Source organism: Aphanizomenon sp. CS-733/32 (assembly GCF_028330045.1).
In the GTDB taxonomy this organism is placed as follows: Bacteria; Cyanobacteriota; Cyanobacteriia; order Cyanobacteriales; family Nostocaceae; genus Dolichospermum; species Dolichospermum gracile.
Map to the genome: position 1 here is coordinate 1 of NZ_JAQMSE010000183.1, position 26,242 is coordinate 26,242.

The window sequence follows — 26,242 nt, forward strand, 5'->3', positions numbered from 1 at the left end:
GGGAACAAGGAACAGGGAACAGGGAACAGGGAACAGGGAACAGGGAACAGGGAACAGGTGACAGGGAACAGGTGACAGGGAACAGGAAAAGAATGAAAAAGGTACGCTGACTGACTTTTTGTTCAAAAATCAACTAGGAGTTCTATACATAAAAATCATAAATACAGGACTTACGCAACTGGCACAGGCGATCGCTATATTATAGTGTTTTTGTACTGCAAAAAGTGATGTAACTGGCAAAACCAGTCCCGGCACGGTGGTTATGTGCCTTCGATATCAACTAGGGTAAAAAAAAACCAAAATCCAGTAAAAAGCAAATTTTGCAATTATTAAAATAGATTTTTAATTACAAACATCACAAATAATAAAAATATGATGATTCCTGAGATGGTAGAATAATTAATACCATGAATTATCAATTCTGATTTAATATGAAATTTACGAAATTAGATTATTGCCAATATTTGCTAAGTAGCCAAATCAACTATACTATTACTAACTTGGCAGAGCATTTAGAAAATATTAGTCATGACAAAATTAACTACTATTTAAATAGGACTTACGCAAGTGTCACACCAAAAATCTGTTGTAGGGTGCTTTTCTACTGCATAAATCCTGCAAATAAACAGATTTTTGATATCTGACGCACCCTACCAATGTGCCAGTTGCGTAAGTCCTGGTTCCCTGTTCCCTGTTCCCTGTTCCCTGTTCCCTGTTCCCTCTTGCACCTTGCCTCTTACCCAAAGAGATAAATATGAAGTAGACTAGATCCAAAAATGCTACTTTCCAAAGGTAAACTGAGTATCAAGGTGCATAAATTTACAATCTGGGTCGAAGGTGAAAAGGAGTAGCTATGTCAGAAACTAGTGACAAACTTATACCCATATCACAAAGGCAACCTGTACAGCGTCGCCGGCGTAAACGTCCAGTTCCCAAGACAGGACAGAAAAAAGTTATTAATCAACAGCCAGTTTCTAGTCCAAGAGAAACTGCAACATTAGCTCGTCTAAATAATCATAGCAGTCCTGTTCCTATTTCACCTGGGGGGCGAAGACCAGCATCACGGATTATGATGCCTCCAGGTGTTAAACCAGTACCTACAGTCAAGAAAAATACTCAAATTTCTCCGCCAGGAAATGTGAGGTTAAAGACGGTACGCATGGAGAAGCCGAGAATTGAAAGAAGAGGGTCACGCAAGACTCGGTTAAAACCTATGGCTAGAACTATGTTATATGCCTTGCGGTTGTTGATTGTGGGTGTGGGTGTTGGTGCGATTGTGGGTACGTTGTTATCAGTTTTAGACCCTGCTAATCGCCTGGGTTCAGTGGCGTTAGTATCTCAAACTACTACTTCTCAAAAAACATCTCAAACTCCTAATACAAGTTTATATCTGTCCCAAGAAATTATTCCTTTAAAAAATTCTTTACAAACTCTCGCTACAGCTAATACGGATTTGATGCCAGGGGTGTTTTTATTAGATTTAGATAATGGTAATTATGTAGATATTAATAGTAATACAAGTTTTGCTGCGGCCAGCACGATTAAAATTCCGATTTTGATTGCTTTTTTCCAGGATGTGGATGCGGGTAAAATCCGCCTGGATGAAATGTTAACTCTGCAAAAAGAGATGATTGTCGGGGGTTCGGGAAATATGCAATATCAAACTCCAGGCAGTAAATACACGGCTCTTGATGTGGCGACGAAGATGATTACAATTAGTGACAATACGGCTACGAATATTCTGGTTGCTAAATTAGGGGGACAGGAGGCGTTAAATGGACGTTTTCGTGGTTGGGGACTGACGACGACGATGATTCGTAATCCTCTCCCGGATTTAGAGGGGACTAATACTACTAGTCCGAGGGAATTGGGGAATTTAATCTCGATGGTGAATCAAGGTAATGTTGTGGGTATGCGATCGCGTGATTTAATGCTTAATATTATGAGTCGCACTGAACGAGATAATCTTTTACCTGCTGGCTTAGGAAAAGGCGCAAATGCTTACCACAAAACAGGTGATATTGGTACAATGTTAGCAGATGCGGGTTTGGTTGATGTCCCTACAGGTAAGCGTTATATTGCCGCTATTATGGTGAAACGTCCCAATAATGATCCTCGTGCGGCAAAATTAATTAGTTCTATTTCTAGTGCTGCTTATGAACACTTTAGCCAAGCTACAGTAACACCTAACAATCCAACAAATAACCAACCAGTTACTCAACCGATAACTCAACCGATAACTCAACCAGTTACTCAACCGATAACTCAACCCATAACTCCACCAATTTCTAATTATCAACAACCCGTTCAACCCTTTATTCAGCAACCAGTTCAACAACCGATAATGAATCCTGTTATGCCTAATGGGATGGTTGATAATATGCCTGTAGGCGGTTATCCGCAGCCTATAATGACTCCGCAATATTATCCACCACAATAAATAGGGTTTGCTGAAAAAGTTATCTGTGAGGTCTAGGAGTCAGGAGTCAGAATTAGAAGAAGAGAAGAATAGTCTTGAATTTGGTCAAGTGATAGGGTTTTGGTAGTTTCAACGCTTATTCCTGGCACTTGTTTCACCTTTTTTACCTTCAAACTCTTGATATATCTCAGTTCTCGGTTTATTCAGCAGACCCTAAATAATTTAAAGTTCAAACTGGTTGCAGAAAATGTAAGGAAATAGAGAAATCAGAGTTTTAACATTTTTGATATCGCATTCCGGGGAGTTGGGTAACTAAACCCATGAGTTCTAATTGTAATAAGGAACTGGAAACTAAAGCCGCATTCATTCCTGTTTTTTGAATTATAAAATCAAATGATAAAGCATCAATAGCCAAAGTATCTATTACCTGTTGTAATTCAGGTGCTAAGTCAGGTAAAGGAGGAGATTTAACTATGGGAATTTCTATATCTATTTGAGGAATTGCCCCCAACATAGTTAATAATTCACTCAGTTCTTGATTAATTAAACCTGCACCTTGACTAATTAACTTTAAACAACCTTGTGATGGTTGGTCATCAATTCTTCCTGGTAATGCGTAAACATCTCGACAAAACTCATTAGCATAAGTAGCTGTGATTAAAGCGCCAGATTTTATTGGTGCTTCTATGACTAATACTGCGCGACTTAACCCGGCAATGATGCGATTTCGCCGGGGAAAATGGGTGCGGTTGGGTGTGGTTTTGGCAGGATATTCACTAATTACTATGCCAGATGTCAATATCTGTTTATATAAATCTCGATTTTTATAAGGATAAACAACATCTACTCCTGTGCCGACAACTGCTATTGTTCTTCCTCCTGCTTTCATTGCTGCTGAATGACTTTCAGTGTCTATTCCTTCAGCCATACCGGAAACAACGGTAAAACCATTTTTGGCTAATGCGGTACTAATTTGACGAGTCCATTTAATTCCATATTCTGTGGGTTGACGAGTTCCGACAATTCCCACTAAGGGTTTTTGTCCTGAATTTTCCTGTAAGTCAACTTCTCCCCGATAGTACAATAATGGCGGTGGACTGGGGATTTCTCGCAGTAGTTGGGGATATTCTGGGTCTGCTGGTGTCCAAAAAAGGGGGTTGGCTTGTTGGTGTTGAGTGAGGAGTTGTTCTGGGTTTAAACGGGATTTTTGTTGAACAATTTTTTCTAATGTTTGAAATCCTAAACCTTCAACTTTTCGTAATTCACTAGGACTGGATTTCCAAGCTGTTTCTAAGTTACCAAAATGCTGTTGTAATCTTTGTAGTAATATCGGTCCAATACCGGAAATTTGCGACCATGCTAACCAATATTTACGTTCTTCTGGATTTGACATAAGTAGGTTGGCGTTGAAAATTGTCGTTATAGCAAGGCAAGAGGCAAGAGGCAAAAGGCAAGAGTAAACAAGTTTTCAGCGATTTTATGTTTCTTTACACAGTTTGGTTTTATTGTGTTCACCTACTTAGTATAAATATAATCACCTGGTGGTTAAAAACCGCGTCTACACAGGCAAAACCCAGATGGTGGGTGGGTTCAATATCTTGATTTTTTTAGTCCGCGGAGGCGGACTTTGTTTGTGTAGCTGTGACTTCTAGTCGCCGGGTCTTAATTTGATTTTTCAAATAATCAAATACAGATTTATCGCCAATGTCGGGAGGAATAGGTTGGATAATTTTTCTCACGGCAAATATTAAAAATAAAATTGCCCACGTTGCTAATAAAACTTGTTCTGCTGGTGTTGATAAAATTCCGGTTAAATGTCCTAATAATAATAAAGGAACAAGGGGAGTTAAGATTTTAGTTTCTAAACGATGGAAACAAAAACCTTCTTTGAAAAAGATCCCTGTCAAGGCTGCGAAGGTAAAACCAATTCCTAATATGGTGAGGGGTTGATGATAAATAGTTATGGCAAAAGCTTGACTATCACCATGTCCAAAAATAAAGGCACAAATGCTACCAATTATCCAAAAAAGTTGGAGAATGCGGTGCAAAAATGCCATATAAATATGAATAGTTAATAAACTGACTCCCAGGGCAATACTAAAACAGGTGTAGAGAGGGGTCAGGGCGGCAATTGCCACAGGTTGGGGATAAAATAAGACTAAACCGCTACCAATGGCAAAACATAGGGCTGCTATGGTTAATCCTGTGCGATAAATTATCACACTTTGGCGATCGCTCTCGGTAATCCTAAACTCCCCAAATTGACCTTGATATATTTCCGGTGATGATATTGTTTGTGTTGTCATATTCCTTAATTATTATTTTATTAATCGCTCTTCTTTGCGCCTCTGCGCCTCTGCGTGAGAAAAAAATCCTTAATGTCCCTTCCCAGCACCCAAATACAATTCTCCCACTTTAGGATCATTTAATAATTCTCCACCTGGTCCTGAGATCGCATCTCTACCTGATTCTAACACATAACCACGATCTGCCATTTCCAAAGCTTTTCGGGCATTTTGTTCAACTAGAACTATCGCAGTCCCCGATTGTTTAATTTGTTTAATTTGCTCAAATACTTGAGTTACCAAAATGGGAGATAATGCGGCTGAGGGTTCATCTAATAGGAGTAAACTGGGTTCTAACATTAATGCTTTCCCCATTGCTAACATTTGTCTTTCTCCACCGGAAAGAGTTCCGGCGCGTTGACGACGGCGATCGCTCAATCGAGGAAACATGGTGTATATTTTATCTTTAAGAGGTTTCAAGGGAACATCTCGCACAAAAGCCCCCATTTCTAAGTTTTCATCTATGGTTAAAGATGGGAAAACGTTAGCAATTTGCGGAACATAGGACATACCTTTTTCAACAATTTGATTTGATTTTAAACCAATCAAATTCTGATTTTTAAAGGTGATTGTTCCGGTGTGGGGTGTCAACAGTCCGAAAATGGTTTTTACTAAGGTGGATTTACCTGCACCGTTTGGACCAATTACTGTAACTAATTCTCCTGGTGCAATGTGAAAGTTGACACCTTGCAAAATATCTACATCTTTAATATATCCAGCGTGGACATTTTCTACTTTTAATAAATAGTTATTAGTCATTTGTTATATGAGGGAACAGGGAACAGGGAACAGGGAACGGGGAACAGGTAACAGGTAATTTGGTGATTTTCTTTTCCACTGTCACCTGTCACCTGTCACCTAATTTACTATTTTCTGTAATTCTGGTCTTTCTTCTGCCAAAATTGCGTTTTCTACGGGGCAAACTTGCAAACAGATGCCACAATCAATACAGGTAGCAAAGTCAATCCAGTACCAATCTGTGCCTTTGACGTTTTTCCCTGGACCTGGATGAATACAAGCTACAGGACAAGCACTTACGCAGTCAGCAACACCTTCACAAACGTCTGTAACAATGGTATGTGGCATTTTTCCGATTCCCTCTTTTTGATATTTATTTCACATTGACCGCATTTATAGGAAACCCCGATAGGGCGGGGAAACCCCGATAGGGCGGGGAAACCCCGATAGGGCGGGGAAACCCCGCCCCTACGGGATGATTCCGGGTTCAATGGTGTGTGAACCGTCAGCTTTAATCCAGGCTATTTGGGTAATGGAGCGATCGCTTGTATATTGACGAATCGCTGCTGTGTTCCTACCTCCCAAGTCTATTTCTACTCTCACCAAATCAGTGGAATTACGTAATTTATCAGCATAGGCAAAAGCCGCAGCTTCAGCACCGGGGGTTTCTGGAACTACTAACCAATGACTAGGGGGAATATCCTGGGGTAATTGCTGATTTAATAGGAGAATTTGGTATAAATCATCAATATTCAATTCAAAGCCGATACCGGGAATATTTTCCTTTTGGGGATGATATAAACCTAATAACTGGTCATAACGACCGCCACTTCCTAAAATCTGTGCTTGAGAATTTGTCTCACTCACTACTTCAAAAACCAGACCTGTGTAGTAATCAATGGTTTGAATTAGGCTCAAATCAAGGATTAAAGGGAATTTACCATCTAGTAATTCTACTAGAGATTTGAGGTTATTTATTGCCTCTTGCTGGTCTGGTTCTAGATGTAAACTACTAACTTTTTGTAAAACATCTCTACTATCACCGCGCAAATCCAACATGATTTTAGCGCGTTGGCGAAGTTCTTCACTCAAAGGCAAAGTATCAATAGTCACGCGATCTAAATTAGCGATCGCCCTGCGGACTTGATTTCTGATTTCCGGGGGAAAAGCATTCAGCAAAGAACGAGTAATTCCCGCTTCCCCCAAAATTAACCGCCAATTTTTTAAATCCAATGCTGTTAAACAATCTGCTACCAGCAGCAACACTTCCCCATTGGCTAATAATCCCTCAGCACCCAGTAACTCCACCCCAGCTTGATAATACTCTTGCTGACGATTATGGCGGCCTTCCCAATTGCGGCGGAAAACATTAGCATTGTAATATAGTCGCTGGGGGTAGGTCGCATCTGTCATGCGAGTTACCACTGTGCGAGCGATAGAGGCGGTCAATTCTGGACGCAACCCCAATTCTTCATTTTGACTATTTTGGAGTTGAATCACCATCTGACGCACAATAGCCTCACCAGCCATCAGAGTATCCATTCGTTCCAAAGTCGAGGTGATAATCCTGTGATATCCCCACCGTTGAAATACTTGCTCTAATCTATCTTCAATCCAGCGTTTTTGCGCCACATCTAAAGGTAATAGATCCCTTGCTCCCGCTGCTGGTTGATACACCATTATTTTTTATTCCCACCAAACAAACCGCCAAACAAACCACCTTTTCCAGACTTATCTGGTTGCTTCTCTTCAGTTTTAGAAGCGGAAGTCCCTTGAGAACCACTGGTTGTAATTCCTAAAGCCTTATCTACCTTGGGTTTCCACTCCAAAGCGATTTTTTCATTGGGATTTAACTTCAGGGCGTTATCAAAGTGAACTTTTGCCATTTTTAGTTGATTTTGCCGTAAATATACCATTGCCATCAAACTATGGCAATGACTATTTCGCGGTTCTAACTTTAAGGCATCTTGTAATTCTACTTTGGCTGGGGACAATTGGTTTGTTTCTAATAAAACTTGAGCGCGACGCAGGTATTGTTCTACGATTGACTCTTCTTTCGGGGGTGAAATTGGTGTTGGTGATAAATTTTCGGAAAAATTCCCAGATTGACTAGATGCGGACTTATTCATTGACTGTCCGGCTATCCGCATCAGGTAAACTAGATTTAGCTCACTAACTTCAGCAATGATTTTGTGTACTTGTTGCAAATCACTAAATTGAGTTTCGGCAATTTTTGCGATCGCCTGCTTATATGCCATACTCACATTAGGCGCTGCTAACAATTGTCGTCCTGATTCCGTCTTCAGTCTAATTGCTCCTGGTTCTTGGGCAAATCTCTTCCCCATCTGTGACAAAATAAACAAATACTCAGCCCGATTGCCTTCCACGGAAAACTTCTCATAAGCCGGATTAACCAGCTTTGCTAACAATTGATTAGCCATCTCTTTTTCCGACTCATTCCTCATCAGCGAACTATCTGGGTGCAATATCCGAGCAATTTGTAAATAACGCTTACGAATTTCTTTAAATTCAGCATCAACTGGCACACATAAGATTGCGTGATGATCAATGAAATCATAGGTAAATAATCCAGAATCTATTTTTAATGACATATTTATTATAGGTATCACACCACAGCATATTCTTTCTAGTTTACAGTGAAGTATGGGAAGTTTGGCAGCCCTTTCCTTGGTAAGAGGAGTAATTTTGGTAATAGGTAGTTAAGGGATACTTTTGTGTACTCAGTAGGTAACAGAAAACTATAGCAGAAACTTTCTATTTTGTGAAGATGATTTAGCCAATTTAGCGTGTATTTTTCTGAAATATCACTGACGTAATTGTGAAACTGATGTTTCCTGATCTGGTAATGAAACTTGCAGAAAGTAATAATGATTTATCTATTTATTCCTAGATACTATTTTAATCACGTGAAGATTTGAGCAGCTAAAAAGCCGTAATCAACCTTTGCACTAATTCAACATCAAGGAGATTTATACCATGTCAGATATATTGTTTGATGATGTACCTGTTGAGCAACAAGAAACAGTAGTTGGTTGTGAGAGTTTTTCTTATTATTCTTTTTCTCGTACTAATGGGAAAGAACTGACAAAAGAAGAACGAGAAGAATGGCTCAAAAAAATATGGGCTGTAAATGAGTCCTCATCCTTCAAAAGGTTGTTAAGATCAATTTTCAACTAAAACTCTCTCAGAAATCAAATAGGCTCCTATATATAGGTTAATAATTACTATCAATCTGTAGATAATACTAGTTATACAGATTGTTTATTTTTCACACTTCTATCCATTGAATAAAGAATTATGATCCTAGCATTCCCCTGATGGTAAAGAATATTAATTTGATCTTTGTAGGTTGGGTTGAACGAAGTGTTCGCGTAGCGTGCCGAAGGCATAACCCAACATTAGACATAGGATAGCCAGGGGTATTGAGTTTCGTTAAACTAACTATATTAAAATAGCATAGAATTTAAACTCCATCGAATAAATTAGCCAGATTGGCGTGTATTTTTCGGAAATATTTATTTCTTAAATTAGTAATAAAGTTGGCGTAAATTAGCCATGAAAAAGATAATCATAAACATATAATCTATTAACGAAAATAAGATTGATTGGTGATAATTGAAATTTAAAGGAACTTGAATAATGTCTAATCCATTGTTTACTACAGTATCTATTGAACAACAAGAAACCATAATTGGTGGTGGTGGCAATATCAGCGATACTAATGCTGTAGCTATAGGAAACAACAACCTAGTTGCAATTTCTAATAATATAACCAACACAAAAATCATATATATGATTTTTAATTTCTTTGTTTACCCACGTAGTCAGAGCAGAAAACGCAGTCGCTGCAAATTATAGTTAGCAAAGATTATCTGATATCAATTTGCTTAAAATCTTTGCTTTGGTGTTCCTTACCCGCCTGGAACTAAAGTTCTAGGCTAATAGCAAAATTACGTTAAAACGCACTATTTTCAGAAAGTGTACTCACGAATTTTGAGATTATTTAGTCATATTTAGCTGACTTGAGCTATTAGCCAGGAAATAAATTTCCTGGCTAGATATAGATTTTATATTAAACATATATTGATGATATCCTGCAAATCTATCTGACATTATATAGAAATTAATTTAGCTAAAACTTGAAATTATTTCAAATAAATTTAGCCGAGTTGGCGTGTACTTTTCGGAAATGTCTAGTCCTAAATCTGGTAATTAAGTTTGCAGAAAATGAGAATGAATTAACTTATAACTTCTCGATATTCTATTAACAAGCGAGGGGGAAAGCGGCAAACAAGCAGCAAAGAAACCCAAGCAATAATACAAATCAAGGAGAATTCAGTCATGTCTAATTTATTTACCGAAGTATCTGTTGAACAACAAGCGATCGTAGCTGGTGGTTGGTATGGTAAAGGTAAGAAGGGTTTTAATTTTCCAGCAGTTCAAACTCCAGATATCAATACTCAAGTAGCAGCAAATACAACAATCATTACCCAAGTGCCAATATCATATGGTAATGGAGGTGCCGTTGCTGGTGCTTTAGTTCTGCAAGGTATCAGTAACAGTAACAAGAGATAATAAACAAAACTTAGTAATAGAAAGAAACAAGTTATAAAATTTTACTTTTTTCTGTTTCTATTCATTACTAAAGTCAGTCAGCTATCAGCTAGATACAGAATAATAGAAGAGACAAATATACTCTCTAGTATTCTTCTACTGATTGCTGACTATCTTTTTTCGTAAAATACCATTGTCTAATCTGTTAATTCACATAAGTAAGACTTGATTTAAACACCATCAATCCAAAATAAACTAATTCTAAAAATATACCATCTGCTTCTTTATTCTCCAAGGTGCTTTACCTATGAAATATAAGTTAGTTCAACAACATAGCGAAGAAGATTGTGGAGCAGCTTGTTTGGCTTCAATCGCTAAACATTATGGTCAAACTTTTACCATTAGCAGAATTAGAGAAGCTGTAGGAACAGGGCAATTTGGAACTACCTTATTAGGATTAAAAAGAGGCGCGGAAATCCTGGGTTTTAAAGCCAATCCCGTGAAAACTTCGCCAGAAATATTAGATAAAATTAATGAAGCACCTTTACCAGCAATTATTCACTGGAAAGGAAATCATTGGGTTGTTTTATATGGTAAAAAAGGTAAAAAATTTCTCATTGCAGACCCCGCAGTGGGAATGCGTTATCTTTCTAAACAAGATTTAGAAGCAGCTTGGACAGATTGGTTATTATTATTAGTAGAACCAGATCCTATTCGCTTTTTTGCTCAAAAGCAAGATCAGGTCGGTGGTTTTTGGCGTTTCTTCCAACGAGTTTGGATTTATCGCGGCATTTTATTCCAAGCATTACCTCTCAATTTAGTCTTGGGTTTGCTGTCTTTAGCTTCCCCTTTTTTGCTGCAAATTCTTACTGATGATGTATTAGTTAGAGGTGACACAAAATTATTGACTACAGTAGTAATTTCTGTAGTCGTCATGAATATTGTTTCTCATAGTCTTTCATTTGTCCAGTCTAACTTAATTGCTCATTTTGCCCAACGAATGCAATTAGGATTAGTGCTGGAATTTGGGCGGCAGATTCTGCGTTTACCATTAACTTATTATGAAACCCGTCGCAGTGGTGAAGTTGTCAGTCGGCTACGAGATATTGACCAAATTAATCAATTAATTGCTCAAGTTGTCGTTGGTTTACCCAGTCAATTTTTTATTGCGGTAATTTCCTTATTCCTCATGTTATTTTATAGTTGGAAACTTACCTCAGCAGCTTTAGTAATTTCTGTGGTAATGACCATATCTACATTTATTTTTCAACCCACATTACAGCAAAAAACTAATGAACTGTTAGTTACAGAAGCCGAAACCCAAGGGGTTTTAGTCGAAACCTTTAAAGGGGCATTAACCCTCAAAACAACCACATCAGGAAGACAATTTTGGGATGAATTACAAAATCGCTTTAATCGTCTAGCTAGGCTCACATTTCAGACAATGCAAATTGGGATTATTAATAATACATTTTCTGGTTTTGTTTCTAGTATTGGCAGTGTAATTTTACTTTGGTTTGGTGGCTATTTAGTAATTAACCCATCTGAAAATTTGAGTATTGGACAATTACTAGCCTTTAACTCAATGAATGGTAATTTTATTGGGTTAATTAGTACAGTTATTAATTTTGTTGATGAATTTACTCGTGCAAAAACTGCTGTACGGCGGTTAACAGAAGTTATTGATGCTACTCCAGAAGATGATGATAATGGTAAAAAACCTTTTGCGACAATTTCTGAAAGTGCTGATATTATTTGTACAAATATAAACTTTCATTATCCTGGTCGAATTGATTTATTAGAAGACTTTTCTTTAACGATTCCTGGAGGTAAAAATATTGCTTTAATTGGCAAATCTGGTTGTGGTAAAAGTACATTATCTAAATTAATTTCCGGTTTATATAAACTCCAATCTGGCAATATACAAATTGGCATTTATAACCTCCAAGACCTTTCCTTAGAATCTCTCCGTCAACAGGTAGTTCTCGTTCCCCAAGATGCTCATTTTTGGAATCGCTCTATTGTCGAAAACTTCCGATTAGGAGCGCCTTATGTTAGCTTTGAACAGATTGTCAAAGCTTGTCAAATTGCTGGTGCTGATGAATTTATCAGTAAAATGCCTGAGACATATCAAACTATTTTGGGTGAATTTGGTGCTAATATTTCTGGTGGACAAAGACAAAGATTAGCCATAGCTAGAGCCATTGTTACAGACCCAGCAATTCTCATTTTAGATGAATCTACGGGTGGACTTGATCCAGTGAGTGAAGCCCAAGTTTTAGACCAATTATTTCAACACCGTCAAGGGAAAACAACAATTTTAATTACTCACCGACCCAAAGTAATTAATCGTGCTGATTGGATTGTTTTAATAGATAAAGGTAAGTTAAAATTACAAGGTTCTTTGGCAGATTTACGCACTAAATCAGGAGATCATTTAGATTTTTTAATTCCCTAATTCCCTCTTGTGTTTACCCCCCTTAATTGGGAGGTGGGGGGAGTGGGGGAGTGAAGAGTAAAAGAGTAAAGGAGGTGAGAAAGAAGATGATTGGTAACTCAGAAGAATCAAACTCAATATCAATGGTTAAATCTCATAAAAACCATAAATATTAATCTTCCCCCACATCCCCCACATCATTCATTATTCGGATAACCATGCTTTACACTCATAATCAAGAATTTAATTCTGTCATTGAAACTGATAATTCACTACCACCTGTTAGTCGTTGGACATCCTTAGCAGGTTTATTTCTGATTGGTACTGTTATTACTAGCATTTATTTATCTTCATGGGTGAAATATAATGTTACGGTAAAAGCTGCGGCTATTGTTCGTCCCATAGGTGAAACTCGTGTGGTGCAATCAAGAATAGAAGGGACAGTTAAAAGTATTTTAGTCAAAGAAAATCAAATTGTTAAGCAAGGAGACATAATTGCCCTTTTAGATACTGAACAATTGCTAATTAAAAAAAGCCAATTAGAACAAAGTATTAAACAAAATAAATTACAAATATTACAAATATATGCTCAAAACCGGACATTAAATTATCAAATTATGGCTGAGAAAAGAGTTATAGAAACTATTGTTAATTCTGCCAAAGAGGACTTATTAAGAAATCAAAGGGAATATCAAGAACGAAAAATCAATACTGAAAGTGAATTAATGACAGCAGAGGTAAATATTCAAAAAGAATTAGTAGATTTAGAAAAAGCAAAAGCTGATTTAGATTTCGCAAAATCGGATAGAGATCGTTATAAGCAGTTATCCAAAATTGGTGCAATTGGTAACAGAGAATTTGAGCAAAAACAGCTAGTTGTGCAACAGACAACCTTAACACTACAATCTACAAGAAAAGCTGTTGATCTTGCTAAAATCAAAATTAAATCAACTCAAGCCGCGATTAATCCAACTACAGCAATGGTAAAAATTGCACAAGAACGGATTGCTCAAGAAACTGCTAGAGGTGAAGCAAATATAGCGGCTCTAAATAAAGAAAGAGAAGGCTTAATTCAGCGATTGGTAGAAATACAAACTCAAATAAAACAATCACAAAAAGAACTTCAACAACTAGAAACTCAGCAGAAAAGTAGTGTAATTCTTGCTACGAGTAATGGGATTATATTTAAACTAAATTTACGCAATTCTGGTCAAGTTGTGCGAGTTGGTGAATCTATTGCCGAGGTTGTCCCTGATAGTGCTTCTTTAGTAATTAAAGCCATAATTCCTACTGCGGAAATCAACAAAATTGCCATTAGCCAAAAGGTGCAACTTCGTGTTGATGCTTGTCCCTATCCTGATTATGGAATTGCTAATGGGACTGTTAAAACCATTGCTCCAGACGCAATTACATCTCAAAGCAAAGATACAACTACGACGAATTCTCCTGGTATTAGCTACTTTGAAGCCACAATTCAGCCCGAAAGTAATTCATTTGGAATTAATGGTCATAAATGTCTGCTTCAATCAGGAATGAACGCTACAGCCGATATTATTTCTAGAGAAGAAACAGCATTGCAATTTATGTTAAGAAAAGCTAGACTAATTGCTGATTTATAATTAGCTGAATAGCCGGAAAGATTAATTAAATTAATTAGTAGAAACAAAGAACAGGAAAATAAATTATGTATGTAAGTATGTGAAATGAAAAATTTAAAGGTATGTGAAGAAAAGTAAACTCGCCCAAAACTCTCTTTCTGTTCCCTGTTCCCTTGCCACAACGACAATTTTTAACGCCAACCTACTTATCTCAAGTTGCTAGTTATCTCTTTGAGGCTGGTAATGGGTAATTGGTAATAAAAGCTCTGGTTTCATCCTGGACATCCTGATTCTGGTAATTTACCTAACTAGCTACAATAAATGTTGTTTTACATAAAGGGAACGGTGGAGCCAAAAATAGAGACATTTTGTACAATATCTCTACAATTTTCGTGGAAAACATATAGAAATTCTCTATTTATATTCATATTACTCTCGAACAAATACAAAGTATCAGGCTATTCTAAAAATTTTTGATCCTGATATATCTACTCTGATTTTTTATTCCCATTTACCAGAATCAGAGCATCTTTACAATAGCTTTAAATTCTTAATATCAGGTAAATGCTCCTACTTAACAATACCTTGTTCAAATCGAAAAAAAGTCTTGATTTGTAGGTTGGATTGAGGTACGTTCACGTTCACGTTCGCGGAGCGTGGCGTTAGCCATAGTGTGGCGATAGCTTGCGTGACGACGTAGGAGTCATAGCCATAACCCAACATGAGCGTCGGGTTGCGCTGTCGCTTAACCCGACCTACAAAAAATGGACAAGGTATTGACTTAACAAAAACCTTATGTCAATTTGGCACTTTTATTAGTCAGTATTTTCTATTACTTAATATCTCCTATAGTACCTGTTACTATATCTGTCACAACTCTGATTAATCCTAAGTTTTTTTAAATAACCATATTTATTATTGTTATACATCAACTTCATAATCTCAGTATTTTCTAATATTTTTCATTGGGTGAGGGGTAACACCCCCCACCTTCAATAAGTTATAACTAAGAGAACCTAGAAAAAAGTAATTAATAGTAGTATACATAGGACTAATATTTGATTTTTGAAATATATGTAGGCTAGGCATTACCCAGCCCACCATAGACTACTTAAAATTTTTCAAATATTATTTATGATTCCTATAGCAACCAAAAATTATCATGTGTATAACTATTAGGAGAATTATTAGATATGCAACAAATTCCATCAGAAAAATCATGTTTAGCATTCATAGTAATTGATGACCACGAGTCAGTTTTAAATGGGACAGTAGAAATTTTACGAAAAAACTATCCTAGCGCTGAATTTAATACAGCTACAAATGCTAGTTATGCTTTTGAGCAAGTTATTAATTACCAACCTGACCTCCTAGTGATGGATCTTTCCATACCAGAAAAACTGGAAATGACAGCGAAAGTTGATACAGGTATTCAACTTCTTAAGGTTTTAATGGAAAATTATTCCCATTTGAATCTTGTTGTTCAAAGCGCCCATGTGAAAACATTAGTCCGCATTCGTCCTTATATTGATAATCATAAGGGAGGCTTTACTGTCGCTGATAAAAGTCTTTCTACCCAGGAAATGTTAACTAGAGTTGATTGGGCATTACAGGGATTAACTCATACAAAAGATATTAAAGGCATTCATTCAGGTTTAGAGGTAAAACCAGAATGGTTGAAGGTGCTGAATCTAGCATTTGAAGAAGGATTACAAGATAAAGTAATTGCTAAAAATATGTGCATATCTGAACGCATGGTGCGTCATTATTGGAGTAAGTTACAAGACGCTTTAAATATTTACCCAGAAGAAGGTAAAAATATCCGTATTCAAACGGAAATGAGAGCTAGAGCCGAAGGATTAATTGATTAATCAACTAACAAATAAAGTTAGTATAATCAATAATATGTTTTCCATTATTAAGGTTTTGAGACTGGAATAAAAGCTTATGCAAACTCAATTTTGGAAAAAACTACAGGAAGAAATTTATTTTGTTTCTGTAGGCAAATTATCAGAAGTTATCATTACTATTTTTAGTCTAGTATTGATTAGTCATTTCTTATTAACTTGGGGTTGGTCATTTTCTATATTTCCAGCAACTTTTGTTATAGTTGTAAACAGCATCAGTCTTATGTCTTTATATCAATATAATCAAACAATTGAATCTGGAATTAAAGCTCATAAGACCATGATTCAAGCTACATTTGAAACAATTCACAACGGACCATTACAAACTCTAGCTAAAGTTTTACGTCTCGTCAAGAGAAAAGATTTACCCATTAATAATTTGCTACCTTTAATAGAACAAGAACTTGAAGAATTGAATCAAGAGTTACGAGGAATATATGAATTTTGGCAACAAGAAACTCTTAATCAAGATACTAGCCTTTATTTAGGAAGTAATGTAGTCATAGATTTGCGAAACCCTTTACATGAGATTCTCTATCAAGTTTATACCTATACATTAGAAAGGGATTTTACCTGCTTTAAAACCCTCAAACTAAAAATCCATAGTTTTGAGCCTATAGATGAAAGCAGTTTGAGTATTGAAAATAAGCGAGGACTTTGCCGATTTTTAGAAGAAGCTTTATGTAATGTTGGCAAACACGCCACTGACATCACCTGTTTACAAGTTACTTATTCTTGGGCTGAAGATCAAGGGGTTTACACTTTGAGCATTATAGATAATGGTTTAGGAGTTTACCCATTAAAAGAAGGTTGGGGAACAAAACAATTTAAAAATTTAGCACAACAAATTAACGGTAAATTTAGGAGAGTTTCCCTTTATCCTCAAGGTACTCTTTGCGAGTTATCTTGGCCTTTACCAAATTCTTTCTGGTGGCAATAAAAACTAGGAAAATTGGAAAATCTGTGATGTTTTGCTTTTTCTTCAATAGCTGACTGTGGCAATACTGTGTCAAGATAGAGAATCGAGGACTATATTGAGCAAAAGGAAAGCTAAAAAACACCGTGCAGATTACATTCTTAGGGACGAGTTCAGGTGTACCGACAAGATCACGCAACGTTTCCAGCGTAGCACTGAGATTGCCACAACGGGCAGAACTGTGGTTATTTGACTGTGGGGAAGGAACTCAACATCAAATTTTGCGGAGTGACTTAAAAGTTAGCCAACTATCCCGAATTTTTGTCACCCATATGCACGGTGATCATATTTTCGGCTTAATGGGATTGCTGGCTAGTTGCGGTTTAGCAGGTAATGTAGACAAAATTGATATTTATGGTCCATCGGGATTAAACGAATACTTACAAGCCGCTTCTCGTTACTCCCATACCCATTTTTCTTACCCGATTAAAGTGCATACCGTTCAGCCGGGGGTAATTTATGAAAATGATGAATTTACAGTTAGCTGTGGTCTTTTACATCACCGTATTCCTGCTTTTGGCTACCGAGTCGCGGAAAAAGATAGAACCGGACGTTTTGATATAGAAAAAGCCAAAGCCTTAGAAATTCCTTCCGGTCCAATTTATGGACAACTCAAGCGCGGTGAAACAGTCACCCTAGAAGACGGTAGAGTAATCAATGGTAGTGAATTATGTGGACCAACAGAAATCGGGCGGAAAATTGCCTATTGTACAGATACAGTTTATTGTAACGGTGCTGTGCAATTAGCAGATGATGCGGACGTGTTAATTCATGAAGCCACATTTGCTCATCAAGATTCAGAAATGGCTTTTCAAAGGCTACATTCTACAACTACAATGGCAGCCCAAACAGCACATATCGCAGGAGTTCGTAAACTGATTATGACACATTTTAGCCCTCGTTATGCTCCAGGGAATACTATTGAATTAAAAGACTTACTTAAAGAAGCAAAAGCAATTTTTCCGAAAACAATCATGGCTCATGATTTTATGGTTTATGATGTCCCTCGCCGACGGGAAATTGAATCAAATGTAAGTGTATGATTTTGATATAATTTCTACTTATCCCTAATTTATCGCCTTCTCATTATGAGCAATATTCCCCAAATTGGACAACCTGCACCAGATTTTTCCACCCCAGATCAAAACAATCACCTAACCAACCTCGCTGATTTTAATCAATGGCTAGTTCTCTATTTCTATCCTAAAGATAATACACCTGGTTGCACTACAGAGGCTCAAGATTTTACAAAATTATCCTCAGAATTTACCACAGCGGGAGCAAAAATCATCGGTGTTAGTCCAGATTCTGCTACCTCCCATTGCAAATTTATAGATAAACATAATTTATCAATTACCCTATTAACTGATCCTGAACATCAATTAATAGAAGCCTATGGTGCATGGCGGTTAAAAAAGTTTATGGGTAAAGAATATATGGGAGTCGCTCGTTCAACCTTCCTAATTTCACCTGATAAAATCATTGCCTACGTTTGGCCTAATGTCAAAACCAAAGGTCATGCTGAAGCCGTCCTCAAGAAAATCCGGGAATTAGCAGCTAATTAAACTTTTATAGTTCCCCTTATAGTAAAAAGTATTAATTTCATTTTTGTAGGTTGGGTTGAACGAAGTGAAACCCAACATTAGGGTTAAGATAGCAAGGAGTGTTGGGTTTCCTTGTTTTACATAAAGGGAACGGTAGAGCTAACTTTGATAGTCCGATTTGTCAGCCTTTGTTGATATACCCGTGATATTTGATTGCCCAAATGTTAATTAATTTAAACTTTACTTTACCAAATCAGATTAATGAAATAACATAACCATTCCCACCTTATACAATAGGAATATCAATTCCATTATTTGTATTATGGTTCAATTCATCCAAGCGCAAAATATAGGTATTGCCGACTTAGAAGCAAGATTTGGTCTAGAACAAACCGACAATGAAACATTTTTCCCTGAATGGTGGGAAAATTTGCCAGAAATCTCAGAATTGGAGAAGCAATATCTAGACAAGGTTAAGCTTCATTTTCTCCGATTGGTTAAACATCCTCCTTTATCGGAAGAAACAGTAAAGTTAGTAGTTTTATCTCCCTTACTCAGTTTAGCTGGATTTTATGATGAACCTTTCTTGATTAGAAGTAAATCATCAATAGAAATTGCCGTCGAAGATGCAGAAGAAATTATTAGAGGCAGAATTGATGTTTTAGTTATCCAGCAACAATTATGGTTATTGGTAATTGAATCTAAAAGACCAACTTTTTCTGTTTTAGAAGCCATTCCTCAAGCGCTTACTTATATGCTGGCTAATCCTCAACCTACAAAACCCGTGTTTGGATTAGTAATGAATGGCAGTGATTTTATTTTTCTTAAACTTTCTCAAATCAATCAATCTCAATATGCTTTGTCTGATCAATTTACGCTTTTGAAGCGAGAGAACGAACTTTATCAAGTTTTCCGAATCTTAAAAAAACTAGGTCAAATTTTGAATTAATCGTTAATTAATTATGTCCAGTCGTCCTATCTACCTCGATTGTCATGCTACTACCCCCGTTGATGAAAGGGTAATGGCTGCTATGATTCCCTATTTTACAGAAAAGTTTGGTAATGCGGCTAGTATTAGTCATGTTTATGGTTGGGAATCAGAAACTGCTGTTAGACAAACACGGGAACTTTTAGCAAATGTAATTAACGCCACACCTGAAGAAATTGTTTTTACCAGTGGTGCAACAGAAGCAAATAATCTAGCTATTAAAGGTATTGCTGAAGCTTATTTCCAAAAAGGTCAACACATTGTTACCATCAACACGGAACATAAAGCAGTTTTAGATCCTTGTGAATATTTAAAAAATCTTGGTTTTGATATTACAGTTTTGCCAGTTGAAAAAGATGGACTAATTGATTTAAATCAGTTAGAAAAAGCCTTGCGTCATGATACAATTTTAGTATCTGTAATGGCTGCAAATAATGAAATTGGGGTTTTACAACCAATAGCCGAAATTGGGGCAATGTGCCGTCAACGGCAAATTATTTTTCACACAGACGCAGCTCAAGCTATTGCTAAAATCCCTTTAGACGTGGAAGCAATGAATATTGATTTAATGTCTCTTACAGCCCATAAAGTCTATGGACCAAAGGGAATTGGGGCTTTATATGTTCGCAGACGTAATCCCAGGGTGAAACTTGCTTCCCAACAACATGGGGGAGGACATGAAAGAGGAATGCGTTCTGGGACATTATATACACCGCAAATTGTCGGTTTTGGTAAAGCTGTAGAAATTGCCATAACCGAACAAGAAACCGAAAATCAACGGTTAACAGTATTAAGAGAAAGATTGTGGGACCAGATATCTACTCTAGAGGGAATTTATATAAATGGAGATCCTCAAAAACGATTAGCAGGAAATTTAAATATTAGTGTGGAAGGTGTAGATGGGGCGGCACTTTCTTTAGGTTTACAATCAATAGTAGCTGTATCCTCTGGTTCTGCTTGTTCTTCTAATAATGTTGCCCCTTCCTATGTGTTAAAAGCGTTGGGACATTCAGATAAATTAGCTTATGCTTCGGTGCGGTTTGGAATTGGCAGATTTAATACAGTTGAGGAAATTGATCAAGTTGTCCAACAGGTAATTTCCACTGTTCAAGGTTTAAGAAGCGCGTCAGTAATTAGGGCTTATTAAAAAAGTAGGGGCAAACGTGGTTGTCCTGAGAGGTTTTTGAGGCAAACCCTCTGTGGTTGTCCTGATAAGTTTTGGCGCAAGCACGGGGGCATTGCCCCCACGGAAAACCGCCTGAACTTTGATCATTAATAATTGGTAAAAACACAATTTATATCATTACTCAAAATTCAACAGAAATTGGTATCTTTTAAAAACTCCAAAATTGTAGCATTCACCACATCAGCAGAACCAGTTGACGCATCATGATAACAATTTTGTAAAATTTGTAAGCGAGATTTAGGCAGATTTTGATGTAATTTTTCTCCATGACTAACAGGAAACCAACTATCTTGATCACCCCATAAAACCAAAGTTGGACATTCAATATTTTTGAGATTATTTTGAATATTTTTCAGCATACTTGGCTGATCTTTTCGCAAATTCTCAATTTCTTGGGCAGCAATTTGTAACTCTTCAGCCACTTTTACCAACGTTCCCGGAATTTCAATGAATGGGTAAGTAAGCCAATAAATATCTTCTTCTGTTAATAATGAAGGATCATATAAGACCTTGCGTCTTTCTGCTCCCATGACTTCTCTGACTAAAGGTGCAAACCAATATGCTAGACGTAAATTATCAATTGTATGGATAATTTCTATTGGTGTTTGTGCTAGTAAACCCATAGACCAATGAGGTAAAGTTTCTGTAAAAATAGGGGCATTAATTACTACTAACCGTCCGATTAAATCGGGATTTTTACCGGCTAATCCCAGAGAAATTAATGCGCCTATAGATTCTGCGACAATAATGGGTGGTTCATCACATAAACCTTGAATAATACGTTTTAGTTCAATAATTTGATGTCCTGTTTCTTCCCGACGAGATACAGGTTTTTCGGAAAAACCAAAACATTTAAAATCACAACAAATTACTCGAAAATGTTGAGATAATGGTCCAATACTATGCCGCCAATTATAACTCCAACTACCTAAACCATGTAATAAAATTAACGGTCTCCCGCTACCTTTTTCACCATAGGCTATTTGAATTGGATAACCTTGAGAATCATTAATAATGAGATTTTGCCGCCCTTGAGGGAAATTATCTTGCCACCAATCTTTCATAATTTTATAGATAAGTCATTTAACTACCAGTGAAAATTTGCCATAATATTCTTATTAATATCACGGGTATGGATATTAAGACAATAGCCAGTAGAAATAAGCCAATACCAAAAATGAGGATAAATGAGTTATCTGCCTTTTGATTTTGATGTGGAGATTTTAAGGCTGCTTCCAATAAAAGGATATTGTAATTATTCGCCCTCCAGGCAAAATCAAACAAATCTCCTAACATGGGAATAGCCCCAACCCAGGAATCTACAATCACATTGATTACCATCCGTCCTAATGTGGCTGCGGGTACGCCTAATTGTGCGGCCTCAATGATAATATAAAATGAAAATATTAATCCTAAAGCATCACCACCTATAGGCAGTAATCCTATAATTGGATCTAACCCAATTCCTATTTGTGTTCCGGGAATGGTAATTATATTATCTAATAGTCCACTAAGTTGACGTAGACGCTTTAATCTCGGTGCATAACCATCGGGTGTAATTACAAATGGTTTAGAAGAATTAGGCATTATTAATGATTTCCACTGACTGAGTGATTAACTTCCTGAGAGGATGTTTTCAAAGTTTATGGCTAACGCCACGCTAGGCTATCGGCGATTAGAAAGATGCCTCCGGCACGCTGACGCATTTGTTATATCATAAGTACCTGAGTTCGACATAAGATAGTTTGTGGAAAACTCGCCATGAGTCTCAAACCCTGATGATCTCGTTGAAAAAATCATAACTCCGTTCGCGTAGCGTCTCCGAAGGAGAAACTCCGAACTCAGGTTATACTGTCTTGGTTTTGATTTTTGACTTCCGCCCTGCGGTACTAGTCTACTACTCTATTGGTTTGATCAAAAAGGTTCAACCTATCTACTACAAAAAACTTTCTATGACTCAAGATCTAACACAAAAATGGTTAGCGGAAATTCAGTCTCTCACACAACAGATGAGGCAATTTCAGCAGGAACGAGATGAAGCTTGGGAAAGTTCGCAAAAATGGCGGCAACTTTATAATACTGAAGCGGAGCAAAGACGCGCAGACGCGAAAATGCACCAAGAAGCTGTGGCATCTATAAAGGCTGAAGTCCAAAAATTTTCGGGTGTTAATGGAGAAACCGGAACTGATATAACTACAGCTATTCAGCAAGAAATTTTCCAGTTTAATTCTCTAGAAGAGTTACAAGCTCAATTATTAGAAGTCATAGAAGAACGTGATTGTCTATTACAAGCTTTGAAACTTGAGCAAGAAAATCACGCTCAAACTCGGAAAAGTCTCACGACAGCTTTAGGTGATGCTATTGATAGTTTAGCGCGTTTAAGAAAAAATGATAAAAATGCGGTATGTGAGTAAACTTGGGCAGTACTGGCAGTAATGATAGTTATATGGTTGTATTATGCTTTTGCACAGGTTAATTTATTCATGTAGATGTGTATTTTTATTTTTATCCCCTCCCCCTGGATAGGATATTATGCTACAAATTGATAGAGATAATCTAGCAATTGTCTAGGCTTGTCTCTCTGTTTTAGTTATCTTGAGGAACTCATTGTGGTTGCAACCCCGGAAAAACTGCACGCTACCCATAGCCACGATCATCTACCCAGTAAAGACCGCGTAGCCGTATTACTTATGGGCTATGGCGAAGTCGAAAGCTACGAAGATTTTGCTAACTATAACGAACAAGCTTTAAATTTACTAACTGCTAAATTCGCTCCTGTTCCTACTTGGATTTATCCCCCTTTAGCCAAGCTTTTGGCATTATTCGATCGCCATGAATGGGGACACACACATCATGATTTTATTTCCCCACATAATGCCATTTTTGAAAGACAAAGAGCCGGGATTGAACACGAATTACAACATAAATGGGGTAATGGGGTTCAAGTTTTTAAAGCTTTTAACTTTTGCGCTCCTTTTTTACCAAACCAAGTTTTAGCCGAAATTAAAGATCAAGGCTTTAGCAAACTTCTGATTTATCCATTATTGGTTGTTGATTCCATTTTTACCAGTGGTATTGCTATTGAACAAGTAAATAATGCTCTGGTAGAATTAGCTGATGGTGATGAACATTGGATTAAAGCCCAAAGATATATTCCTTCCTTCTACAATGAGCCAAAATATATTGATTTAATGGCGCATTTGGTAGAAGAAAAAATTCATACTGATTTGGCCACAGGTTATTTACCTTCGCAAATTGGGATTATCTTGATGAATCATGGTTGTCCCCACAAAGCGAAAGGCTTTACTTCCGGGATTGATGAGAGTCAAGCCATGTATGAGTTAGTGAGAAATAAGTTAATTAACAATTATCCGTTAATTTCTGTGGGTTGGTTAAACCACGATACACCGTTAATTGAATGGACTCAACCAAATGCTACCCAAGCTGCTCAAAATTTGATTCAATTGGGTGCAAAGGTATTGCTATTTATGCCCATTGGGTTTGCCACAGAAAATCACGAAACTTTGTTAGATGTGCATCACATTATTCATGATTTAGAAAAACAACATCCAGATGTAGATTATTTACAAATGGCTTGTGTTAATGATAATCCACAATTTTTAGCTATGGCTGCTGAATGGGCAAATGTACATATAGCAGAGTTGATGGAAACTGAAGGTATGGCTGTTAATTCCCAATCAGCTATCACTCATCACCATCACCATCATTAAGTAATTGGGGCGCTTAGAACCCGCATCTACACAGGCAAAACCTCAAAATATTTAATTTTTTATTAGTCCATTTAGGTGGACTTTTTTTGCCTTTTTCCACTTTTTCAGCAAGCCCTAGACAAATCAATATGGCGATAATGCTATAGTTTTAGCACCTGATTGGGTCGCAGCAGATATTCAAGATATTTTCAAAAAAGCTTATGATAATTACTGTGTTGAATAAATACAGATTTTTGCTTCTTACTGAATTTCCCATGAATCCATCTGTGATAAAATCACTTAATAATTGACAACTAACAACTAAAAACTAATCAAATGAATGATTTTTGGAATACGATTTTAGACTTTGCGGAAACTACTACTACTAGAGTAGGAAAACAATTAATGCAGGATTTTGGCAAAGTCCAAGCTTCACAAAAATCTGATGGTAGCTTAGTCACAAAATCTGATAAATGGGCAGATCAAGAAATTAGAGATGCGATTGTTTCTACCTTTTCCGGTTACGGCATTTTGAGCGAAGAAAGTGATCAAATTTTTCCGAATACAGAATGGTGTTGGGTTATTGATCCTTTGGATGGTACGACCAATTTTACCAGAGGAATTCCGATTTGGTCTATTTCTTTGGGCTTACTTTATCGTGGCACACCCATTTTTGGTTATGTTTACGCACCACCATTAAATCAAGCCTTTCATGGATTTTGGGCGAGTTCATCGGGCTTAACAACGCCAACGGGGGCATTTTTAAATAATCATCCCATTCATAGCAGTAAAGATGCTCCCAGCAAAAACCACTTTTTTAACCTTTGTTCTCGCAGTACCGACATTATTCAACCAGGTTTTCCCTGTAAAATTCGGATGTTAGGAGTTGCTAGTTATAACTTTCTTTCAGTCGCCACCGGTGCGGTTTTGGGGGGAATTGAAGCCACACCAAAGGTATGGGATATTGCTGGTGCTTGGGTAATTGTGCAAGCTGCGGGTGGGACATGGATATCGCTCAATTCTGAGTCTTTTCCATTATCACCGGGAATAGATTATAGCGATCGCTCTTTTCCCACGATGGTTGTCAGTAATTCCGATATAATTCCAATATTTACACCCTTTCTGTCCCATCTAAAACTCTAAAACATCTACCACGATTTCTTCTAGTTATGAAAAAAGGCAGATGCTATGACTAAACTCAAAATCTTACAGGATAATCAGTCCTACACCTTCCGCTCTTATTTCGAGTTACCTTATGAAGCAGATGATATTCTAGCCGAGTTTGATTATACACTAATTAAATCCCATCTATCTTTACCACAAACTACCCAACCATTAAATCAACTACCAGAACTCAAACAAAGAATAGAAGACATTTTACCATTCATCAGTTTAAGCAACGAAACCGCTAGAAGGGAAACTTTAGTATCTCCCATACTATTGGAAGTAATTCGGTATTGTCAATGCCAAATGCGAATTGAATATCCTCTATCCATCAACAATCGGCTCAAAGGAAACCTTGATTATCTATTACGGTTAAAAAACAATTTGCTAGTTATTGAAGCTAAAAACGATGATCTTACTAGAGGATTTACTCAATTAGCAATAGAGTTAATTGCTTTATCTCATATTGAAGAAAAAACTACCTTATATGGTGCAGTAACAATAGGAAATATTTGGCAATTTGGTAAAATTGATAGTAGTCAGCAGCAAATTACCCAAGATATTAAAGTTCCTGGAGATTTAGATAATTTAGTCGCTGTCATTGTAGGAATTTTAGAAGGAGTATAAATATTTAGCTCCTTGATACAATCTTTAA

The 26,242-nt window shown here is 36.9% G+C and carries 24 protein-coding genes and 1 pseudogene; 17 read left to right on the forward strand and 8 right to left on the reverse strand.

Going from position 1 to position 26,242, the window contains the following annotated elements:
* Positions 1–431 precede the first annotated feature (431 nt).
* Together PN471_RS14770 and PN471_RS14775 are read left to right on the forward strand one after the other, a co-directional pair.
* Positions 432–557: pseudogene (locus tag PN471_RS14770) on the forward strand (IS701 family transposase); the annotation flags it as partial.
* 296 nt (positions 558–853) lie between these two features.
* Entirely contained in the window at positions 854–2,440 is a 1,587-nt protein-coding gene (locus PN471_RS14775) for a serine hydrolase (protein WP_271777496.1), read from the forward strand.
* Positions 2,441–2,693: 253 nt separating this feature from the next.
* On the opposite strand, the gene dprA is transcribed toward PN471_RS14775, so the two are convergent.
* The 6 genes from dprA to PN471_RS14805 all read right to left on the reverse strand — a co-directional run bounded on the left by dprA (position 2,694) and on the right by PN471_RS14805 (position 8,114).
* Positions 2,694–3,812, reverse strand: a complete 1,119-nt coding sequence (gene dprA, locus PN471_RS14780; protein ID WP_271777497.1) for a DNA-processing protein DprA — start codon at positions 3,810–3,812, stop codon at positions 2,694–2,696.
* A gap of 214 nt (positions 3,813–4,026) precedes the next feature.
* Positions 4,027–4,725 (reverse strand): DUF2301 domain-containing membrane protein, encoded by a 699-nt coding sequence (locus PN471_RS14785; RefSeq protein WP_271777498.1) that lies wholly within the window; start codon positions 4,723–4,725, stop codon positions 4,027–4,029.
* Positions 4,726–4,794: 69 nt separating this feature from the next.
* Positions 4,795–5,523, reverse strand: coding sequence for an ABC transporter ATP-binding protein (locus tag PN471_RS14790; protein ID WP_271777499.1), 729 nt, complete (start codon positions 5,521–5,523; stop codon positions 4,795–4,797).
* A gap of 99 nt (positions 5,524–5,622) precedes the next feature.
* A complete protein-coding gene (locus tag PN471_RS14795) occupies positions 5,623–5,850 on the reverse strand; it encodes an indolepyruvate ferredoxin oxidoreductase subunit alpha (RefSeq protein WP_027400959.1) in 228 nt (75 codons plus the stop codon).
* A 120-nt stretch (positions 5,851–5,970) separates the two neighbouring features.
* Positions 5,971–7,182: an ATP phosphoribosyltransferase regulatory subunit gene (locus tag PN471_RS14800; RefSeq protein ID WP_271777500.1), complete on the reverse strand. Its 1,212-nt coding sequence runs from the start codon at positions 7,180–7,182 to the stop codon at positions 5,971–5,973.
* Entirely contained in the window at positions 7,182–8,114 is a 933-nt protein-coding gene (locus PN471_RS14805) for a J domain-containing protein (RefSeq protein WP_271777501.1), read from the reverse strand. The genes PN471_RS14800 and PN471_RS14805 overlap by 1 nt, the downstream gene beginning before the upstream one ends.
* A gap of 385 nt (positions 8,115–8,499) precedes the next feature.
* Between PN471_RS14805 and PN471_RS14810 the strand changes: the two genes are divergently transcribed.
* The 11 genes from PN471_RS14810 to PN471_RS14860 all read left to right on the forward strand — a co-directional run bounded on the left by PN471_RS14810 (position 8,500) and on the right by PN471_RS14860 (position 20,674).
* Complete coding sequence (locus PN471_RS14810) at positions 8,500–8,700, forward strand: hypothetical protein (protein WP_271777502.1); 201 nt, start codon at positions 8,500–8,502, stop codon at positions 8,698–8,700.
* 462 nt (positions 8,701–9,162) lie between these two features.
* A complete protein-coding gene (locus PN471_RS14815; RefSeq protein ID WP_271777503.1) occupies positions 9,163–9,381 on the forward strand; it encodes a hypothetical protein in 219 nt (72 codons plus the stop codon).
* A 483-nt stretch (positions 9,382–9,864) separates the two neighbouring features.
* Entirely contained in the window at positions 9,865–10,098 is a 234-nt protein-coding gene (locus PN471_RS14820; protein ID WP_271777504.1) for a hypothetical protein, read from the forward strand.
* A 286-nt stretch (positions 10,099–10,384) separates the two neighbouring features.
* Positions 10,385–12,535, forward strand: coding sequence for a peptidase domain-containing ABC transporter (locus PN471_RS14825; protein ID WP_271777505.1), 2,151 nt, complete (start codon positions 10,385–10,387; stop codon positions 12,533–12,535).
* Positions 12,536–12,732: 197 nt separating this feature from the next.
* Positions 12,733–14,133: an HlyD family secretion protein gene (locus PN471_RS14830; RefSeq protein ID WP_271777506.1), complete on the forward strand. Its 1,401-nt coding sequence runs from the start codon at positions 12,733–12,735 to the stop codon at positions 14,131–14,133.
* Positions 14,134–15,305: 1,172 nt separating this feature from the next.
* Positions 15,306–15,983 (forward strand): response regulator, encoded by a 678-nt coding sequence (locus tag PN471_RS14835; RefSeq protein WP_193892389.1) that lies wholly within the window; start codon positions 15,306–15,308, stop codon positions 15,981–15,983.
* A gap of 76 nt (positions 15,984–16,059) precedes the next feature.
* The gene (locus PN471_RS14840) at positions 16,060–16,959 is read left to right on the forward strand and encodes a sensor histidine kinase (protein ID WP_271777507.1); all 900 of its coding nucleotides are present in this window, start codon (positions 16,060–16,062) and stop codon (positions 16,957–16,959) included.
* A gap of 122 nt (positions 16,960–17,081) precedes the next feature.
* The gene (locus PN471_RS14845) at positions 17,082–18,038 is read left to right on the forward strand and encodes a ribonuclease Z (RefSeq protein WP_271777508.1); all 957 of its coding nucleotides are present in this window, start codon (positions 17,082–17,084) and stop codon (positions 18,036–18,038) included.
* A gap of 45 nt (positions 18,039–18,083) precedes the next feature.
* A complete protein-coding gene (gene bcp, locus PN471_RS14850) occupies positions 18,084–18,560 on the forward strand; it encodes a thioredoxin-dependent thiol peroxidase (protein WP_271777509.1) in 477 nt (158 codons plus the stop codon).
* 301 nt (positions 18,561–18,861) lie between these two features.
* A complete protein-coding gene (locus tag PN471_RS14855) occupies positions 18,862–19,488 on the forward strand; it encodes a type I restriction endonuclease (protein ID WP_271777510.1) in 627 nt (208 codons plus the stop codon).
* Between the two features lie 13 nt (positions 19,489–19,501).
* On the forward strand, positions 19,502–20,674 hold the full coding sequence (locus PN471_RS14860; RefSeq protein WP_271777511.1) for an IscS subfamily cysteine desulfurase: 1,173 nt from the start codon (positions 19,502–19,504) through the stop codon (positions 20,672–20,674).
* A 167-nt stretch (positions 20,675–20,841) separates the two neighbouring features.
* On the opposite strand, the gene PN471_RS14865 is transcribed toward PN471_RS14860, so the two are convergent.
* Both PN471_RS14865 and PN471_RS14870 read right to left on the reverse strand, forming a co-directional pair.
* The gene (locus tag PN471_RS14865) at positions 20,842–21,777 is read right to left on the reverse strand and encodes an alpha/beta fold hydrolase (RefSeq protein WP_271777512.1); all 936 of its coding nucleotides are present in this window, start codon (positions 21,775–21,777) and stop codon (positions 20,842–20,844) included.
* A 19-nt stretch (positions 21,778–21,796) separates the two neighbouring features.
* Positions 21,797–22,300 carry a DUF4112 domain-containing protein gene (locus PN471_RS14870; protein ID WP_271777513.1) on the reverse strand — a complete coding sequence of 168 codons (504 nt, stop codon included), beginning with the start codon at positions 22,298–22,300 and terminating at the stop codon, positions 21,797–21,799.
* A 365-nt stretch (positions 22,301–22,665) separates the two neighbouring features.
* Between PN471_RS14870 and PN471_RS14875 the strand changes: the two genes are divergently transcribed.
* The 4 genes from PN471_RS14875 to PN471_RS14890 all read left to right on the forward strand — a co-directional run bounded on the left by PN471_RS14875 (position 22,666) and on the right by PN471_RS14890 (position 26,214).
* On the forward strand, positions 22,666–23,127 hold the full coding sequence (locus tag PN471_RS14875; protein WP_271777514.1) for a hypothetical protein: 462 nt from the start codon (positions 22,666–22,668) through the stop codon (positions 23,125–23,127).
* 195 nt (positions 23,128–23,322) lie between these two features.
* Positions 23,323–24,444, forward strand: coding sequence for a ferrochelatase (locus PN471_RS14880; RefSeq protein WP_271777515.1), 1,122 nt, complete (start codon positions 23,323–23,325; stop codon positions 24,442–24,444).
* Between the two features lie 315 nt (positions 24,445–24,759).
* Positions 24,760–25,566: an inositol monophosphatase family protein gene (locus PN471_RS14885; RefSeq protein WP_271777516.1), complete on the forward strand. Its 807-nt coding sequence runs from the start codon at positions 24,760–24,762 to the stop codon at positions 25,564–25,566.
* Between the two features lie 45 nt (positions 25,567–25,611).
* Entirely contained in the window at positions 25,612–26,214 is a 603-nt protein-coding gene (locus PN471_RS14890) for a hypothetical protein (RefSeq protein ID WP_271777517.1), read from the forward strand.
* Positions 26,215–26,242: the final 28 nt, after the last annotated feature.

Excerpts from the sequence above, each read along its gene's own strand:
- PN471_RS14820 (WP_271777504.1), top strand. The coding sequence starts at position 9,865 with ATGTCTAATTTATTTACCGAAGTATCTGTTGAACAACAAGCGATCGTA.
- PN471_RS14890 (WP_271777517.1), top strand. The coding sequence starts at position 25,612 with ATGACTAAACTCAAAATCTTACAGGATAATCAGTCCTACACCTTCCGC.
- PN471_RS14785 (WP_271777498.1), bottom strand. The coding sequence starts at position 4,725 with ATGACAACACAAACAATATCATCACCGGAAATATATCAAGGTCAATTT.
- PN471_RS14795 (WP_027400959.1), bottom strand. The coding sequence starts at position 5,850 with ATGCCACATACCATTGTTACAGACGTTTGTGAAGGTGTTGCTGACTGC.
- PN471_RS14860 (WP_271777511.1), top strand. The coding sequence starts at position 19,502 with ATGTCCAGTCGTCCTATCTACCTCGATTGTCATGCTACTACCCCCGTT.
- PN471_RS14870 (WP_271777513.1), bottom strand. The coding sequence starts at position 22,300 with ATGCCTAATTCTTCTAAACCATTTGTAATTACACCCGATGGTTATGCA.
- PN471_RS14865 (WP_271777512.1), bottom strand. The coding sequence starts at position 21,777 with ATGAAAGATTGGTGGCAAGATAATTTCCCTCAAGGGCGGCAAAATCTC.
- PN471_RS14830 (WP_271777506.1), top strand. The coding sequence starts at position 12,733 with ATGCTTTACACTCATAATCAAGAATTTAATTCTGTCATTGAAACTGAT.
- PN471_RS14805 (WP_271777501.1), bottom strand. The coding sequence starts at position 8,114 with ATGTCATTAAAAATAGATTCTGGATTATTTACCTATGATTTCATTGAT.
- PN471_RS14885 (WP_271777516.1), top strand. The coding sequence starts at position 24,760 with ATGAATGATTTTTGGAATACGATTTTAGACTTTGCGGAAACTACTACT.
- PN471_RS14875 (WP_271777514.1), top strand. The coding sequence starts at position 22,666 with ATGACTCAAGATCTAACACAAAAATGGTTAGCGGAAATTCAGTCTCTC.
- PN471_RS14840 (WP_271777507.1), top strand. The coding sequence starts at position 16,060 with ATGCAAACTCAATTTTGGAAAAAACTACAGGAAGAAATTTATTTTGTT.
- PN471_RS14855 (WP_271777510.1), top strand. The coding sequence starts at position 18,862 with ATGGTTCAATTCATCCAAGCGCAAAATATAGGTATTGCCGACTTAGAA.
- PN471_RS14815 (WP_271777503.1), top strand. The coding sequence starts at position 9,163 with ATGTCTAATCCATTGTTTACTACAGTATCTATTGAACAACAAGAAACC.
- PN471_RS14775 (WP_271777496.1), top strand. The coding sequence starts at position 854 with ATGTCAGAAACTAGTGACAAACTTATACCCATATCACAAAGGCAACCT.
- dprA (WP_271777497.1), bottom strand. The coding sequence starts at position 3,812 with ATGTCAAATCCAGAAGAACGTAAATATTGGTTAGCATGGTCGCAAATT.
- PN471_RS14790 (WP_271777499.1), bottom strand. The coding sequence starts at position 5,523 with ATGACTAATAACTATTTATTAAAAGTAGAAAATGTCCACGCTGGATAT.
- bcp (WP_271777509.1), top strand. The coding sequence starts at position 18,084 with ATGAGCAATATTCCCCAAATTGGACAACCTGCACCAGATTTTTCCACC.
- PN471_RS14810 (WP_271777502.1), top strand. The coding sequence starts at position 8,500 with ATGTCAGATATATTGTTTGATGATGTACCTGTTGAGCAACAAGAAACA.
- PN471_RS14835 (WP_193892389.1), top strand. The coding sequence starts at position 15,306 with ATGCAACAAATTCCATCAGAAAAATCATGTTTAGCATTCATAGTAATT.
- PN471_RS14825 (WP_271777505.1), top strand. The coding sequence starts at position 10,385 with ATGAAATATAAGTTAGTTCAACAACATAGCGAAGAAGATTGTGGAGCA.
- PN471_RS14800 (WP_271777500.1), bottom strand. The coding sequence starts at position 7,182 with ATGGTGTATCAACCAGCAGCGGGAGCAAGGGATCTATTACCTTTAGAT.